A 13,389-nucleotide genomic window follows, 5' to 3' on the forward strand; every position below is an offset into this window, starting at 1 on the left:
CGTTTAGGCGTTATCTGACTTCACTGTATGAATGAGCTCGCGCATAACGTTATTGTTGTATGCATGGACAATTTGTTGTGACTTAAACAATTGCGGCAGCTCTACAATGACAATGCCTAGCAGAACGATAATTCCGACGATAGGCAAGAAAGGTAAGAAAACCAAGCCAACCAGCATGACACAAAGGTTGATAACACCACGCTGCGTGTTGCCTAAATAGAAATGATGTAAACCGGCCATAATGAACCAGTTCAGTACCGCATAGGTATCGGGGTCTTTAATTTTCTGGCCTTCAAGGCGGTAATATTCTTTTCGCTGTTCAGGCGTTAGCTCGCGTATTTGCTTGCGCAGAGCTTCTTCTTCATCACGTAATTGTTCAGAAGACATAAATTTACCTCATTTAAGAACCTTTTCAGGAACCGGATCGTGCTTTTTGTGAACGCAGTCAGGGTCGTTACAACGCTTCATGCGCGCTACACCAAGCTTTATACCGCGCCAGCTACCGTATTGGCTAATAGCCTGATAAGTATACTGCGAACAAGACGGCTCAAAATTGCATTCGGTATTAAAGAAGTGGCGCGAACCGCCACGACGCTGATACCAGCGAATTGAAGCTAAAATGAGCCGCTTTACCATGGCGGGCTTTATCGACCCAGAGTGACAATGGCCGCTTCACGTGTCCAGAACAGCCAAAAGCGTTTTTGTTCCAGTACCTGAAACACCATTTGCCAACCGTCGGCAGCTTCCTGGTTCAAAGTAGATTCAATTTTCTTTAACGGCAGACCACTAGAGCCTAACAGTAAAGTACCACAGCCACCTTCCGCTATATGAATGACTTTGTATTCCGTAAACTTAGACATGCTTTCTTCCTTGTTTTATTTGAGATTTACGTAATTTACGTAAAAAGTTATATAGCGTCAATTTTTATGAAATTATGAATGGCACCTAACGAGCGGTAACCCAGGGATTGATAAAGAGGCTCTCCCATAGCCGATGCCTGCAGTTGAAGGGTATTGATGCCAGCGCCTAGTGCGTATTGCTCAAGTAACAGCATGGCGTCTCTGGCCAACCCTTTGCCTCGATAGCTGTCCAGTACACCCACCTGATGAATACCCATTTGTTGTTCCTGGATGAAGGTCATGGCGGTACCGGCTACTTGCCCCTGATATTTTATAAAGTACAAGCAGGCGCCGCCAAGTAACAGGTTTCGAACAGACGACGACTCAACCTCATAACCAAAACATGCGCCGGTGGTATTCGCCCATTGTTGAGCATGGTTATGTTCTATTGGCTCTAACGTTAGCTTGGGGGCGGGGTCTGAAAGTGCCGATGCACTCAGAGTTTTTACCATCATTTGCTGACTAAAACTGGGTGTTAACTCCGACGGTAGCAGGAGTAACCCAGTTCCGGCTTTTGGTAACAGCATTTCGGGCATGGATAAGATATGAGAGTCAGAGGCTTTTGCACTTAGCTCTGCCACCAACTGCTCTTTTTCCGCTTCTGAGTAATTGCCCGGTTCGCACCATATTCTGCGCGGCCATTGCTCTAGCTTGTAAAGTGTAGCGCCAGGGTTGGTGGTAAATTCCTGATAAGGCTGCATGCGCCAAAGCTGATGTAAGTTATAAAGGTTTTGCTGTTGTTCGGTTGTCATTGCCGTGCCCCCATATTAATTAAAAATACCCCGGCGATAAGAAAACAAGCGCCAATTAAGCGGTAGCTGTTAAGTGCAATTGCGGTATTCCCTAAAAAGCCAAAGTGATTGATGATCATGGCGCCAATGAGCTGGCCTGCGAGGGCGTAAGCCATGACTTGTCCCACGCCCAATTTCGGTATTAGAAAGTACATGGTGCCGACACCAAAGCAGGTAAAAATGGCGGCAACTAACCAGAAGTACCAGGGCAGGCTAAAAAACGTAATGTTGGTGCGCTCGCTAAAGCCCCACAGAGCCAAAGCAGAGAACAGCGCGCTAATGGTAAAGGCTATGGTCAGCGACAAGAACGTATTGTGCGCCAGTTGCCCCATCATAGCGTTAATACTGGCCTGAATGGATATTGACATGCCCGCCGCAATAGCCAATACCACAAGTATTGTCTGGGTCATAAAACAACCTTAAATTTCGATAGTGGCTGACGGACTTTTTTCTGAAACTGGGTGGTATCTGCCTCGCTGCGATAGCCCACAGGGCAAGCGAATACGGTGCTAAGGCCTAGCTCTTTCAGCGAGAGAGTATTGTCATAGGCGTCATGCTCAATGCCTTCCATTGGGCAGCTGTCTACTTCGAGTTCAGCCGCGGCCAGCAAAAATGTACCCAGACCAATATAGGCCTGACGCGCTGCCCATTCTTTGCGCTTTGCGGCTGACATGGCCTGCAGCTTTTGCGTTAAATAGTTGCGGGTATTCTCCGCTTCTTCGTTGGTGAGCTGGCGCTGCTGGCTTAATTCCGAAATATAAGGGTCAACAATGTCTGCAACCGCCCCTGTTTTTGCCGCAAATATGACCAGCGCTGAGCTGTCCGCGACTTTCTGCTGCCCAAAAGAGTGATTAACCAACTGCTCACGCAGGCCTTTGTCGCGAACAACCAGTGTGCAGTAAGGTTGCAGGCCGTAAGACGAGGCCGTTAAGCGGGTGGCGTTTAAGAGTTTATCGAGAACGGCGTCAGTGATGTCGGCGCCAGAGAAGTCAGCGGTGGCGTAACGCCATTGTTGTAATTTTTCCAAGTACATTTAGAGCTCCTGTTAGCTTCTATTGCTGCAAGTGAGCTCTATTATTCAGAGACCCGGGAAGGGCCGCATTAACATAGTTTAATAAGTGGAAAATTACTTGGGGTTTTGTAACTGCTTGCGTAATCGTGACAGTTGCACCGGTGTTATACCAAGGTGAGAGGCAATGTGGTATTGAGGCACCCGGCTAACAAGATGCGGAAGTTGTTCTACAAAAGTTTGGTAACGCTGGCCAGCTGTTGTTTGACCAAAGGCGTTGTCGCGTTCGTCTTTTTCCAGCAGCCAGTTTTTTTCTAAATAGAGGATGTGATAAAGCATTAAATCAGGGCTTTGCTCCAGCAACTGCCGATAACCACGAAAGTTAATTTGCAGTACGGCTGAGTTTTCTAAGCACTCAACGCTTAATGCCGAAGGCGTGGCCGTTAACAACGAGGTCATGCAGGCTGGGAACTCACCTTCACTAAAGAAACGCTTATTGTACTCCTGACCGTTTTCATCCAAATGAAACACCCGGGTTAAGCCTTTGTGGATAAAGCTAAAGCTGTCGGGATGTTCACCCACAGAATAAATTAAATCACCACGAGCGTATTCGTGATAACTCAGCAGGTTCTGAAACTTCTGCCAACAGCTTTCCGTAATGACATGATAGCTGTCCATGCGGGCACGCAGATGGTTGAGGGCATCCTTTGGTATCTTTGGTGTTATGTCGGCTAGGCTACTCTGAATCGTCATAAGCTATAGTCGTCTGACTTGTCGGTTTTTGGCTTATCGAGTTTAACCTTAACGACCCCATAAATCATAGAAGTCGAGTCCTGGCCAGTTCGATCTTTTTACAATAGTAAAATAACAACCTAAAAGTGGTTTTTATATTGATTTACAATTCAAATGTTGTATATTGACTTAAAGTACAATTTATAAGTTGTTTTATGAAAACGATAGAAGACATTGCAGAACGATTGATTGCAGAGCGAAAAAAGCAGAACTTATCTCAAAAAGATATGCGAATGCTTATTGGTATGTCGCAGCAACAATACCAACGAGTTGAGTCTGGTCAGGATCTTAAAGTTTCGACTTTACTGCGTATCCTGGCTGGCTTAGGGCTTGAATTATCGATTACTGATCCGGATCAGGCAGAGATCAGCCAAATAGTTGAACCGTCCCGCCCGGCTGGTGATTTTTGGTCAAATAAGAATAAGCATTTAGAGGACTAAAAATTATGGCTGACTCTAAAAGAATCGAAAATGTTGAAGGACTACGAATCTCGGTTAACGACCAGGAAGTTGGGGTATTGACGCATTATTCTGGCGGCAAGAATATTTTCGTATTTTCGCCTAATTACATTGCGCTTCCTGAATCTGAGCGCCAGACCACAACCCTGACACAATTAGCCAATAAACAGTTTTTGCAGCAGCCATTAATTAGCACACAGCGATTAACACCTCTTTTGTCGAACTTATTGCCGGAAGGTGCGTTAAGAGAATGGATGGCTCGTTCACTAAAAGTTCATGCAGAGAACGAATTTCCTTTATTGGCTCATATGGGAGGAAACTTACCCGGAGCATTGCGTGCCGAGGCAATAAAAGCCGGTCAGGTGGCCGATTGGGCACTGGATCACCGTCAGCAAGTTGAAGCTGTACAAATTGATGTCGCACAGAGTCAGAATAAGTTCTCTCTGGCTGGCGTACAAATGAAGTTTTCGTCAGTAAGAGGGCAAGACGGGCGCTTTAATATTGGCGAAGATGCTAATAGTGATAGTTGGATAATCAAAACCCCGTCAACGATACACAAGCACGTACCCTATAACGAATATACCGCTATGTTACTGGCGCAAGCGGCAGGCGTTGATACCCCGGAAGTAAAACTGGTTGAACTCTCGCAGTTGGATAATTTACCTGATATCCAATTACCGAATGAAACTCATGCTTATGCAATAAAGCGATTTGATCGAGATGACGGTCGCCGCATACATACCGAAGATTTTGCGCAAGTTTTTCAGGTGTACTCTCATGATAAATATAGAAAGTTTAATTACGAGCAAATTGCTAACTCTCTGTATCAGTATGGCTCGCAGGGGTTAAAAGATGCTCAGGAAATGGCACGGCGGTTGTTAGTTAACATTTTATTGGCCAATGGCGACGCACACCTGAAAAACTGGTCTCTAATTTACTCAGGCGGCGTAAGGCCGCGTTTGTCGCCAGCCTATGACATTGTATCGACGTTACCCTATGTCGATAATGAGCAAGAGTTTGCGCTGAATATGGCAAAGAACAAAAACTGGTATCAGGTAGATATGGCCTCTTTTGAAGCATGGGCAACCCGCATAGGCGTTCCCTGGCAGGCAATAAAAGTCCATCTGGAAGAGGCGATAGAACTAGCGAGATTGCGTTGGCCGAATATGTTGTCAGAGTTGCCTATGGCTGAGGCTCATAAAAAGATAGTGAGAACTCATTGGCAGAATCTACAACAAGATTTTCGTATTCAATAAGTTCATCAACTGTTATTCCGACCATACCGCATATTCATTCCCGCTAGGGCAGGTAAATTGAAAACGCCGACCACCCGGAAAATCAAATATAGGTTTGAGGATTTTACCGCCTGCATCCTCGACGCTTTTCAGGCTTTGCTCAAGGTCTTTGCTGTATAAAACCACCAGCGCACTGCCGCTCGACGTTTGAGCAACTAAGTCTGATTGGTAAAAGCCGCCGTCAATTCCGGCATTTTGAATAGCTGCGTATTCCGGACCATAGTCTACAAACTCCCAGCCAAAAGCTTGTTGGAAAAAGCGCTTGGTTGCTTCAAGGCTCCGCGCCGGAAGTTCAATGTAATTAATTTTAGTTGAGTTCATGGTGTGCCTCGCATAGGGCTTTTTGAGAAACGATTTTACCTTTAGTTCTAGTTTAACCTAACGCTTAATTTTATCAGTATTATTGCTCATTTATTGTTGTATCGGCACAATATAGATAGATGCTATATGAATCCCAAAAATGGCCAAAATGAATAGCAAGATCCTCCGCGCCAACAAAGCGATAGAAGAATCAGGAATTCTGATAAAACTCAACGCATATTCGCCGGAAGTTGTTAGTACGATATTTGTTTCTCTGGATACGAAGGAAAGCGACATCGATATCGTTTGTACGTACCAGGAGCAGGAAGCGTTTATCGAGGCATTTGAGTCGGCATATTCCGGCTATGAAGCATACAGCATGCGCCCACGCAAAGATCACGCTTTAGGTCAGTTTCACTGTAACCAATTTTTAATTGAAGTCTATGCGTCAGAAACGCCAGTGGAGTTGCAGGCTGCATATCGCCACTATCAGGTGATGAAACGCCTTGTAAAAATCGGTGGCAATGAGTTCATCGACAGAATACGGCAGCTTAAAGAGAGCGGTCTCAAAACCGAGCCTGCCATTTGTCGGGTTATGGGAATTTCTGGAGACCCCTACGCTGCAGTTCTTGAACTGGAGAAGTGGTCCGAAAAGGAGCTTAAAGCGCATGTTGCAAATTACATATAAAATTCGCAGGCAAATCAAATTCGTTTCTGCCACAAAAAGTGTGGCCTCCACCGGACTCATTAACGCTCGCAGTGTAGCGGGGCGTTGTAGATCGGGAAATAGAGCTTCGCTATGAATGAGGGTCTATCTTTTTTCCAGTGGATTGACGGCTGGCTTGCTGAGAAGTGGCCCGACAATGTATGTTTTAATCTTTATGAGGGTCAAGAACCTTACAGGTTTCACGTTCAGATGATTGGTTCTGAAAGCTTCGATGAAGAGGGCGAGTGGGTTTGCGAAGATACGAAATCCACAGATGAAAGTGTATTTTATTTTTCAAGTGTGGAAGCCGGAAAAACGTGGCAAGAAGGTTTAAAGTACATTCGCTCGGAACTTGAGAAATACTTATCTGTGGGTTTTTCATCACAGCAGTTAATGAATAAAAACACAGTTGCTATAGGTTTCGTCGATGGTGATCTTGAGTATGTCCATAGGAAGGTTCAATGAATATCCGAATGACTCCAGGTTTTGAAGAAGATACGGTTAGAAGTGTACTCGAAACTGATCCTCCATTTGAGGTTTCATTTACTCATATTCCTTACCCAGAAATGAGTGTTGGGGATTGCACCCGTGAGTTAAAACTTTCTCCTGGAGGTGACTGCTATATAAAGCAAGGGATGCATGGCTCAAACGGAGCATGGAAGCTAGAGAAAAAGGAGGTTGCTATAAATTGGCTTATAGATGCGGCAATTAATAATTTCAAAGTTTTGGGTTCTCATTCAAGGTGCTCATACATTGTTAAAGAGACAGACAAGCGGTCAATTCAACCGAACGCTGACGCGTTAACTTTTCCATAGAAATTGAGAATGTCTATAGACATTGAAAAACAAAAGAAAGATTTGATGAGTTCCTAGAGGAGGCGAATACCTGCGCCTCAGGACTTCTCGAAAAAGCTTAGCTTGCAGAACCCTCATGAAATCCTGATTAATCCAGTTGCTTTTGCGCTCACACGTGCCCGCGCATGCAGCTCTTTATTTGGCATTCTTGTAAATTTTAGTAAGGAGTAAGTTGGATGAAAACCGATGATATTGGCTCTAACTCCGATTACGCAGAAGAAGCATTTACCTTTGAACAAACTGGTGAATTGTCCGGTGACGTTCTCCTTGAGTTTGGCGCGCCCTGGTGTGGACACTGTCAGGCTGCAAGTTCCGCGATAAAGGAAGCAGTGACTGAACGCTCAGGAATGCGCCATATTAAAATATACGACGGCAAGGGCAAACCTCTGGGGCGCGCGTTCAAGGTAAAGCTTTGGCCGACTCTGATACTCTTGCACAATGGCAATGAAGTGGCTCGTTTAGTGAGGCCATTAAGTTCTGACGAGGTTCGTGAATTCATTTCTAAGGTCGATTAGAGTCTGTTAACAAGTGAGGGCACCGGTGAGCCGCTGCGCTTAACGCGTTGCGGAATCCCATGCGTTATAAGGTATTACCTAGTCATGATTAAAACGGAAAGACTGACACTTCGGCAATGGGATGACGATGACTTCCTGCCCTTTTCGCAGATGTGCAGTGATAAGGACGTGATGGAGTTTTTTCCGAAGCTTTTAACGAAGGAAGAAAGTTACAGTGGGGGAAGACGAATTAAGTCTCTCATTGCTGAACGAGGTTGGGGCTTCTGGGCTGTAGAGCTCCCCGGTGAGAGTAAATTTATTGGATTTGTCGGGTTGCATACCCCCAAAGAGAATATGCCGTTCTCACCATGTGTTGAAGTTGGCTGGCGCCTGGCGAAACCATATTGGGGAAAGGGTTACGCAACCGAGGCTGCTAAAGCGTCACTGCACTATGCTTTTACTCACTTGGGTTTAGAAGAGGTGGTCTCTTTTACGACGGCGCACAACATGCGTTCTCAAGCCGTAATGAAAAAAATTGGAATGTCCTATGCCTGTAATTTTAAGCACCCAGACTTAGAACCTTCTCACCCGCTTTGCGATCATGTTTTGTTTAAGATAAACAGAGAGCAGTGGGAGCAATATTCCTTATAATGCAACCCAAATATTGGAGCAACAATGCCACTATTGTTTTCGTATGGAACACTTCAGCAAAAAGAAGTACAGATTGCTAATTTTGGTCGAGAACTGACAGGCAGCAAAGATGTTCTGCAGTGCTACGTTGTCGGCGAAATTACAATTACTAATGAGCGCGTGCTTCGTGAAAGCGGTAAATCAATTCATCCGATTTTACGTTTTACTGGTTCCCGGCAAGACGAAATCGAGGGTACAGTATTTGAGGTTACGGATGAAGAGTTAGCGCAAGCGGATGACTACGAAGTGGTTGACTACGTTCGCATAGCTGCGAAGTTAAAGTCGGGCAAGGAAACGTGGATCTATGCAGCCGCTGAGAAGGCATAATAAACGCTAATATTGCAAGACTCCCATTTTGAATATATGATTTATATACATATCATATATTCTGAGGGTGCTATGGGAATTGTCAAAATTGATGACGAACTGCATGGGGAAATTCGCAAGGCGAGTTCAGTTATGGTTCGCTCTATTAATGCTCAGGCCGAGTATTGGATAAAAATGGGCATGCTTGCCGAGGCGAACCCCAACATGTCTTTTTCGGATATTATGCGCGACCAAATGAAGTTGGCCGACGTCGACATAAGGAAGGCTGTCGGTGGCTAGTGTAACTCTGAAAAGTACTGACGAATTAAATGTTATGCGGGAGTCAGGCCGTCTTCTTGCAATGGTTTTTGACTACCTGGATGGCTTTATTGAAATCGGTATCTCAACTATGGAGATCAACGATCTGGCGGAGAGGTACATCACCGATCAGTTGGACGCTCGTCCAGCGAGTAAAGGTCAGTATGGCTACCAATATGTTCTGAATAGCTCGGTAAACCAGGTTGTGTGCCATGGCGTGCCTTCGACCACCCAAAAGCTAAAATCAGGGGACATCATTAACGTCGATATTACCCTGGAAAAGGATGGATTCATTGCCGACTCCAGTAAAATGTATATGGTTGGCAATGTCAGTCCACTTGCCAAACGCTTGGTTGATAAAACCTATGAGGCAATGTGGCAAGGAATACGGAGTGTAAAGCCTGGAGCGACACTGGGGGATATCGGTCATGCTATTCAAAACTATGCTCAGAAGCATGGCTATTCTGTTGTTCGCGAGTATTGCGGTCACGGTATAGGCCGGGAAATGCATGAAGAGCCACAAGTTTTGCATTATGGGCAGCCCGGGAAGGGGTTAGTCCTGAAAGAAGGAATGGTGTTTACCATAGAGCCGATGATTAATCAGGGTAAAGCCAAGATTAAAGTTAAGAAAGATGGATGGACGGTTGTTACCAGCGACAAGAAATTATCTGCTCAATGGGAACATACAGTGGCCGTTACTTCAGATGGCTACGAAGTGCTGACGCTCAGAGCAGAAGAGCGAGTTTGACACAGAGTTAATGCAAAAAAGCCCTCCGGTGGAGGGCTGTGTAAATCACACTAAGAGCTTTTAGTAGTAGTTCCAGCCCAGGATGTTCCAGTAATAGTAGTACACGGCCATATAAACTCCGGCTACTATGACGACGCCGTAGTAAATGTGGCTTAGCGTAGAGGTCTCACCTGCTTTAATACGCTTAACGTAGGTGTAAATACTAAATAGCGTCAGCAGTACGGCGATAATAGGCAGTACCAGAGCCGCTTTTAGTATGAACGGAATGCCGCTATACAGAGCGTCCTGATAGCCCAGCACTATGCCAACCAACAAGATAACAGCGACTAAATGAGACAGACTCATCCATAGTGCGCTATACACCAGCGAGCGGTTTGCCGAAGGCAGGGTTTTGTAGTGTTTACGCTTGTAAAACCAGCTAATCACAACCTGTAAGAACAGCAACAGAATAAAGGTTGGTAATAGCAGCTTGAATAACCCGGTTTCAAAGGTTGGGGTACGTTCCATGCCCATAAAAGGGAAGCTTTCGAAGTACATGGTGTCAATGCCGTCGCCGCTGCGGGACACAAAGGTTATCTGTTCGTCACCGTCAACCTGACGGAACAAGTTATCGTCCACTTCAACAAACTGGCGCGGATGATAAAGACCCGTGACCATCAGGGTATTCTCTTCAGTTGGAACAACATCAATGGTGCCACCCATAATGCCCAGCGCTTTCTCGATAGAGCTGACGTTACGACGCCAGAACGTATAAGATCCGGCATACTGGTCAGCGCGTTCGGCGAAATCATCCGGCGGCGTGAGTTGTTCATGTGGTTGCGGGAAGTAATGGTCATAAATTTGTTTTACAAAATTATTGCGTGCAGCATTGCTCACCGTCGACATATAAGAGACAAAGATACCGATATTCTGGTCTTTATCTATGGCTAAGTCGGTGTGGAATTGCATAGTATCGCCGCCATGGCCAATAACGCGATGACCGTTATAGTCGCTGATGTAAAAGCCGTGGGCCATGCCGCCAGATAAGCGCTCATCTGCGGTAAATAAGAGCGAATGCATTTGCTCTGCGGTTTCTTGTTCAAGAATCCGGTTGCCGTTGAACTCACCGTTATTCAGGTGAGCGATCATGAATTTGGCCATAGCATCGGCACTTGCGGAAGCACCACCAGCTGGACCAAATGCGTTGATCATTTCAAAGGGTTGCTCAGCAAACTTACCCATCTCACGGGTGTAGCCTTTCACCATGTGCTCGTCCATGCTGTCGGACAAAGGCTCATTGAAGCTCGCGTATTTCATGTTCAGTGGTGCAAAAATATTTTCTTCAACGTACTGGTTAAATGGTATGCCGGATACGTTCTGTACTATCAGGCCAGCCAGCGCTGTTGCGTAGTTGGAGTACGATGATACTTCACCCGGTGGGTTGACGCGGGTTGGGATGTACATTTCCATTGCGTCGGCTAATTCAGGGCCTTTGTCCGGGAAATAGTGAATTAAATAGCCTAAACCACCATCTTCGAAACCCGCGGTGTGTGACAGAATATGGCGCAGGGTAATAGGTTGCTCGTAGGTAGCCGGAATTTCGAAATCCAGATACTGGTTAACGTCGGCATCCAAATCGAGCTGACCTTTTTCATGCAACTGCATGACGGCGGTCCAGGTAAATAATTTAGAGGTAGAACCAATGCGAAACAGTGAGGTTTCTGCATTTACCGGTTCTTGCTCTTCAATATCCGCCAAACCGTAGCCTTTGGAGAAGATAAGTTTGCCATCTTTCACCACGGATACGGTGACAGCCGGAACGTCCTCCAGAATCATTTGGGCTTCAATTGTACCGTCTATATAGGTATCGATGTTCTCTAACTGCTCTTGCGCGCTTGCCTGAGCACTTGTCAGCATACTGAATAACAAGGTAATCAGTAACAAGCTGCATAGTGCGAAAAACTGCGCACCGCTGCTTATTTTTTGATGAACCTGCATAACTTTCTCCTTGGTTGTTCTGTCTTTATTATTTTAATTTTTCTTATTTTTGGGTGTTACTTATCCGTTATTATTTATCAGTTATTACGTACTGCTTTGCCTGGTAAAACATTGGTGTTTAACACACCGTCGTGAATAAGAAATTGGCCGTTTACCAACAGGTACTTCATGCCACGCGATAATTGAGCTGGCTTGGCGTAAGTGGCGGCATCTGCCAGTTCTGTGAGTGAAAACACAGCTAAATCCGCATCGCTGCCGACTTGAATCCGGCCCTTGTGCTTCATGGAGGGCACGTAGTCTTCCAGTAACTGCGCGGGCAGAAGACTGACTTTTGCGATAGCATCGCTTAGTGGTAGCTGTTCTCGCTGCACGGCGTATTGGCTAATGAAACGCGTGAATGTGCCGGCACTGCGAGGGTGTGACCAGGCTGAATTTGGCAGTGGCCAAGTGAGTTCATCAACCGGCTCGCCATCATTCAGCCAGTCACCGCCATCAGAGGCGATGACACCGCCTGGCATGAGTAGTGCGTGATCGATAAAAGCCCGCTCAGCAGGGTTTTCGGTTTCAAGAAAGTGAATAATAATATCGGTGCCTGGTGCTTCTTCCTGTAACTGAGCAAACTCAGCTTCGGAAAGGCGCTTGCCGTCAACGGCAAAATTCTCTGCGCTGATATTGCCAATACGTTCGCGCCAACCTTCTCCACGGAACATTTCCGCACCAATGGAGGTGGCACCAGCACCGTAAGGGTAGGCTTCAGTGGAAAGCTGCACCCCAGCCTCCTGTGCCGTGCTGATCATGTCTGCTATGAGTTGAATATCTTTCAGGCTAATAGAGTTTAAATGGACAATGTGTGCGTGGACACCGGTACTGGCGGCCACGCTAATAATTTCCTGAATGGCTTCAAATGAACTTTCCGGTTCGGCCATTGATAAGTAACGTGCATGGGTAAACGTTGGTGCTCCGCGCTCTGCAGCAAGCTTACTCACTCGATAGTATTCTTTGTGTCCAGAGCCCGGTGCATAGCCAGTCAGAAATCCCACTCCCAGTCCTCCGGCATCTAACCCTTCGCTAACCTGGCGTTCAATTTCACTGAGCTGCTCACGGGTGGCAATTGAATTTTGCCAACCCTTACGGTTCATCATTTCTGAAAACCAGCTAGCCTCACTAGAGGGTTCAACATTCAGTAGGGTAGCAATGCGGGTGCTGAGCCAGTTGACCGAAGCGCCATAGTTAATGGGGCGGCCTTCTTTCGCGCGTATTTGGTAGAATTCGTCCACAGGAAAAGTGCCGGACTCCAGCTCAAGTGCGGTAGTGACACCATCAAAGGCCTGTACCCGACCGGATAGAATGGTTTGCCCGTGGGCATGCATATCAATAAAGCCTGGGCTTATCACTAACCCCTTGGCATTTACCTTCTGTTCGCCAGTGATAGATTCGGCCGTAACTATGGCAATTTTGCTGTCGTTAATGCCTATGTTGCGAATATCGTCCAATCCAGTTTCGGGATCGATGACGCGACCACCTAGTAACACGATATCGTATTCTTCAACTGAAGTGGTTTGAGCTAAAGCTCTCGGAATTCCGAAGCTCAAACTTAAACTTATAATAAACAGTACGTTCAACAAGGAGCGTTTATTGTATTGCCACATTTGTGTGCTTCCTTTATTGCTCTTGTCGATTAATTAACCACATTCATTTCTTTTTGTACAGCTTTATATTTAATTATGGCTGATTTATTTGTTAATCTATTCC

General features: G+C 45.9%; 20 protein-coding genes. 10 read left to right on the forward strand and 10 right to left on the reverse strand.

Annotated features, from left to right (window positions below):
* Positions 1 to 3: 3 nt before the first annotated feature.
* The 7 genes from ACN0RF_RS06615 to ACN0RF_RS06645 all read right to left on the reverse strand — a co-directional run bounded on the left by ACN0RF_RS06615 (position 4) and on the right by ACN0RF_RS06645 (position 3,452).
* Entirely contained in the window at positions 4 to 387 is a 384-nt protein-coding gene (locus ACN0RF_RS06615) for a TM2 domain-containing protein (protein ID WP_417438456.1), read from the reverse strand.
* A 9-nt stretch (positions 388 to 396) separates the two neighbouring features.
* Positions 397 to 636, reverse strand: a complete 240-nt coding sequence (yidD, locus tag ACN0RF_RS06620; protein WP_417438457.1) for a membrane protein insertion efficiency factor YidD — start codon at positions 634 to 636, stop codon at positions 397 to 399.
* Positions 637 to 644: 8 nt separating this feature from the next.
* Positions 645 to 860, reverse strand: a complete 216-nt coding sequence (locus ACN0RF_RS06625) for a DUF4177 domain-containing protein (protein WP_011235308.1) — start codon at positions 858 to 860, stop codon at positions 645 to 647.
* Positions 861 to 907: 47 nt separating this feature from the next.
* Positions 908 to 1,651 (reverse strand): GNAT family N-acetyltransferase, encoded by a 744-nt coding sequence (locus ACN0RF_RS06630; protein WP_417438458.1) that lies wholly within the window; start codon positions 1,649 to 1,651, stop codon positions 908 to 910.
* Positions 1,648 to 2,100 (reverse strand): DMT family transporter, encoded by a 453-nt coding sequence (locus ACN0RF_RS06635; protein ID WP_417438459.1) that lies wholly within the window; start codon positions 2,098 to 2,100, stop codon positions 1,648 to 1,650. The genes ACN0RF_RS06630 and ACN0RF_RS06635 overlap by 4 nt, the downstream gene beginning before the upstream one ends.
* Positions 2,097 to 2,723, reverse strand: coding sequence for a nitroreductase family protein (locus tag ACN0RF_RS06640; RefSeq protein ID WP_417438460.1), 627 nt, complete (start codon positions 2,721 to 2,723; stop codon positions 2,097 to 2,099). Before ACN0RF_RS06640 ends, ACN0RF_RS06635 begins: the two co-directional genes overlap by 4 nt.
* Positions 2,724 to 2,816: 93 nt before the next feature.
* Positions 2,817 to 3,452 (reverse strand): Crp/Fnr family transcriptional regulator, encoded by a 636-nt coding sequence (locus ACN0RF_RS06645; RefSeq protein ID WP_417438461.1) that lies wholly within the window; start codon positions 3,450 to 3,452, stop codon positions 2,817 to 2,819.
* A gap of 194 nt (positions 3,453 to 3,646) precedes the next feature.
* Between ACN0RF_RS06645 and ACN0RF_RS06650 the strand changes: the two genes are divergently transcribed.
* Complete coding sequence (locus tag ACN0RF_RS06650) at positions 3,647 to 3,931, forward strand: helix-turn-helix domain-containing protein (protein ID WP_417438462.1); 285 nt, start codon at positions 3,647 to 3,649, stop codon at positions 3,929 to 3,931.
* A gap of 5 nt (positions 3,932 to 3,936) precedes the next feature.
* Complete coding sequence (locus tag ACN0RF_RS06655) at positions 3,937 to 5,205, forward strand: type II toxin-antitoxin system HipA family toxin (protein ID WP_417438463.1); 1,269 nt, start codon at positions 3,937 to 3,939, stop codon at positions 5,203 to 5,205.
* Positions 5,206 to 5,217: 12 nt separating this feature from the next.
* Here ACN0RF_RS06655 and ACN0RF_RS06660 read toward each other — a convergent pair whose 3' ends face one another.
* Positions 5,218 to 5,565: a VOC family protein gene (locus ACN0RF_RS06660; RefSeq protein ID WP_253618913.1), complete on the reverse strand. Its 348-nt coding sequence runs from the start codon at positions 5,563 to 5,565 to the stop codon at positions 5,218 to 5,220.
* Positions 5,566 to 5,704: 139 nt separating this feature from the next.
* On the opposite strand from ACN0RF_RS06660, the gene ACN0RF_RS06665 reads away from it, so the two are divergent.
* From ACN0RF_RS06665 to map, 8 genes are all read left to right on the forward strand, one after another.
* The gene (locus ACN0RF_RS06665) at positions 5,705 to 6,232 is read left to right on the forward strand and encodes a DUF4269 domain-containing protein (RefSeq protein WP_417438464.1); all 528 of its coding nucleotides are present in this window, start codon (positions 5,705 to 5,707) and stop codon (positions 6,230 to 6,232) included.
* Positions 6,233 to 6,343: 111 nt separating this feature from the next.
* Positions 6,344 to 6,715 (forward strand): hypothetical protein, encoded by a 372-nt coding sequence (locus ACN0RF_RS06670; RefSeq protein ID WP_417438465.1) that lies wholly within the window; start codon positions 6,344 to 6,346, stop codon positions 6,713 to 6,715.
* Positions 6,712 to 7,065, forward strand: coding sequence for a hypothetical protein (locus ACN0RF_RS06675; RefSeq protein WP_417438466.1), 354 nt, complete (start codon positions 6,712 to 6,714; stop codon positions 7,063 to 7,065). Before ACN0RF_RS06670 ends, ACN0RF_RS06675 begins: the two co-directional genes overlap by 4 nt.
* 215 nt (positions 7,066 to 7,280) lie before the next feature.
* Positions 7,281 to 7,619, forward strand: a complete 339-nt coding sequence (locus ACN0RF_RS06680) for a thioredoxin family protein (RefSeq protein WP_417438467.1) — start codon at positions 7,281 to 7,283, stop codon at positions 7,617 to 7,619.
* 84 nt (positions 7,620 to 7,703) lie between these two features.
* Positions 7,704 to 8,249 carry a GNAT family N-acetyltransferase gene (locus ACN0RF_RS06685; RefSeq protein ID WP_417438468.1) on the forward strand — a complete coding sequence of 182 codons (546 nt, stop codon included), beginning with the start codon at positions 7,704 to 7,706 and terminating at the stop codon, positions 8,247 to 8,249.
* Positions 8,250 to 8,273: 24 nt separating this feature from the next.
* The gene (locus ACN0RF_RS06690; protein ID WP_417438469.1) at positions 8,274 to 8,615 is read left to right on the forward strand and encodes a gamma-glutamylcyclotransferase family protein; all 342 of its coding nucleotides are present in this window, start codon (positions 8,274 to 8,276) and stop codon (positions 8,613 to 8,615) included.
* A gap of 72 nt (positions 8,616 to 8,687) precedes the next feature.
* Complete coding sequence (locus tag ACN0RF_RS06695) at positions 8,688 to 8,894, forward strand: ParD-like family protein (protein ID WP_417438470.1); 207 nt, start codon at positions 8,688 to 8,690, stop codon at positions 8,892 to 8,894.
* On the forward strand, positions 8,887 to 9,660 hold the full coding sequence (gene map, locus ACN0RF_RS06700; protein WP_417438471.1) for a type I methionyl aminopeptidase: 774 nt from the start codon (positions 8,887 to 8,889) through the stop codon (positions 9,658 to 9,660). The genes ACN0RF_RS06695 and map overlap by 8 nt, the downstream gene beginning before the upstream one ends.
* A 60-nt stretch (positions 9,661 to 9,720) precedes the next feature.
* Here the strand turns inward: map and ACN0RF_RS06705 are convergent, their stop codons facing one another.
* Together ACN0RF_RS06705 and ACN0RF_RS06710 are read right to left on the reverse strand one after the other, a co-directional pair.
* The gene (locus ACN0RF_RS06705; RefSeq protein WP_417438472.1) at positions 9,721 to 11,637 is read right to left on the reverse strand and encodes a serine hydrolase domain-containing protein; all 1,917 of its coding nucleotides are present in this window, start codon (positions 11,635 to 11,637) and stop codon (positions 9,721 to 9,723) included.
* 77 nt (positions 11,638 to 11,714) lie between these two features.
* Positions 11,715 to 13,286, reverse strand: a complete 1,572-nt coding sequence (locus tag ACN0RF_RS06710; protein WP_417438473.1) for an amidohydrolase family protein — start codon at positions 13,284 to 13,286, stop codon at positions 11,715 to 11,717.
* Positions 13,287 to 13,389: the final 103 nt, after the last annotated feature.

Source organism: Idiomarina sp. (genome assembly GCF_048260185.1).
In the GTDB taxonomy this organism is placed as follows: domain Bacteria; phylum Pseudomonadota; class Gammaproteobacteria; order Enterobacterales; family Alteromonadaceae; genus Idiomarina.

Bases quoted from the DNA above. Each gene is read 5' to 3' on its own strand.
- ACN0RF_RS06640 (WP_417438460.1), bottom strand. From the start codon at position 2,723: ATGTACTTGGAAAAATTACAACAATGGCGTTACGCCACCGCTGACTTC.
- ACN0RF_RS06645 (WP_417438461.1), bottom strand. From the start codon at position 3,452: ATGACGATTCAGAGTAGCCTAGCCGACATAACACCAAAGATACCAAAG.
- ACN0RF_RS06630 (WP_417438458.1), bottom strand. From the start codon at position 1,651: ATGACAACCGAACAACAGCAAAACCTTTATAACTTACATCAGCTTTGG.
- ACN0RF_RS06650 (WP_417438462.1), top strand. From the start codon at position 3,647: ATGAAAACGATAGAAGACATTGCAGAACGATTGATTGCAGAGCGAAAA.
- ACN0RF_RS06680 (WP_417438467.1), top strand. From the start codon at position 7,281: ATGAAAACCGATGATATTGGCTCTAACTCCGATTACGCAGAAGAAGCA.
- yidD (WP_417438457.1), bottom strand. From the start codon at position 636: ATGGTAAAGCGGCTCATTTTAGCTTCAATTCGCTGGTATCAGCGTCGT.
- ACN0RF_RS06655 (WP_417438463.1), top strand. From the start codon at position 3,937: ATGGCTGACTCTAAAAGAATCGAAAATGTTGAAGGACTACGAATCTCG.
- ACN0RF_RS06635 (WP_417438459.1), bottom strand. From the start codon at position 2,100: ATGACCCAGACAATACTTGTGGTATTGGCTATTGCGGCGGGCATGTCA.
- ACN0RF_RS06685 (WP_417438468.1), top strand. From the start codon at position 7,704: ATGATTAAAACGGAAAGACTGACACTTCGGCAATGGGATGACGATGAC.
- ACN0RF_RS06705 (WP_417438472.1), bottom strand. From the start codon at position 11,637: ATGCAGGTTCATCAAAAAATAAGCAGCGGTGCGCAGTTTTTCGCACTA.
- ACN0RF_RS06670 (WP_417438465.1), top strand. From the start codon at position 6,344: ATGAATGAGGGTCTATCTTTTTTCCAGTGGATTGACGGCTGGCTTGCT.
- ACN0RF_RS06660 (WP_253618913.1), bottom strand. From the start codon at position 5,565: ATGAACTCAACTAAAATTAATTACATTGAACTTCCGGCGCGGAGCCTT.
- ACN0RF_RS06690 (WP_417438469.1), top strand. From the start codon at position 8,274: ATGCCACTATTGTTTTCGTATGGAACACTTCAGCAAAAAGAAGTACAG.
- ACN0RF_RS06710 (WP_417438473.1), bottom strand. From the start codon at position 13,286: ATGTGGCAATACAATAAACGCTCCTTGTTGAACGTACTGTTTATTATA.
- ACN0RF_RS06625 (WP_011235308.1), bottom strand. From the start codon at position 860: ATGTCTAAGTTTACGGAATACAAAGTCATTCATATAGCGGAAGGTGGC.
- ACN0RF_RS06665 (WP_417438464.1), top strand. From the start codon at position 5,705: ATGGCCAAAATGAATAGCAAGATCCTCCGCGCCAACAAAGCGATAGAA.
- ACN0RF_RS06615 (WP_417438456.1), bottom strand. From the start codon at position 387: ATGTCTTCTGAACAATTACGTGATGAAGAAGAAGCTCTGCGCAAGCAA.
- ACN0RF_RS06675 (WP_417438466.1), top strand. From the start codon at position 6,712: ATGAATATCCGAATGACTCCAGGTTTTGAAGAAGATACGGTTAGAAGT.
- ACN0RF_RS06695 (WP_417438470.1), top strand. From the start codon at position 8,688: ATGGGAATTGTCAAAATTGATGACGAACTGCATGGGGAAATTCGCAAG.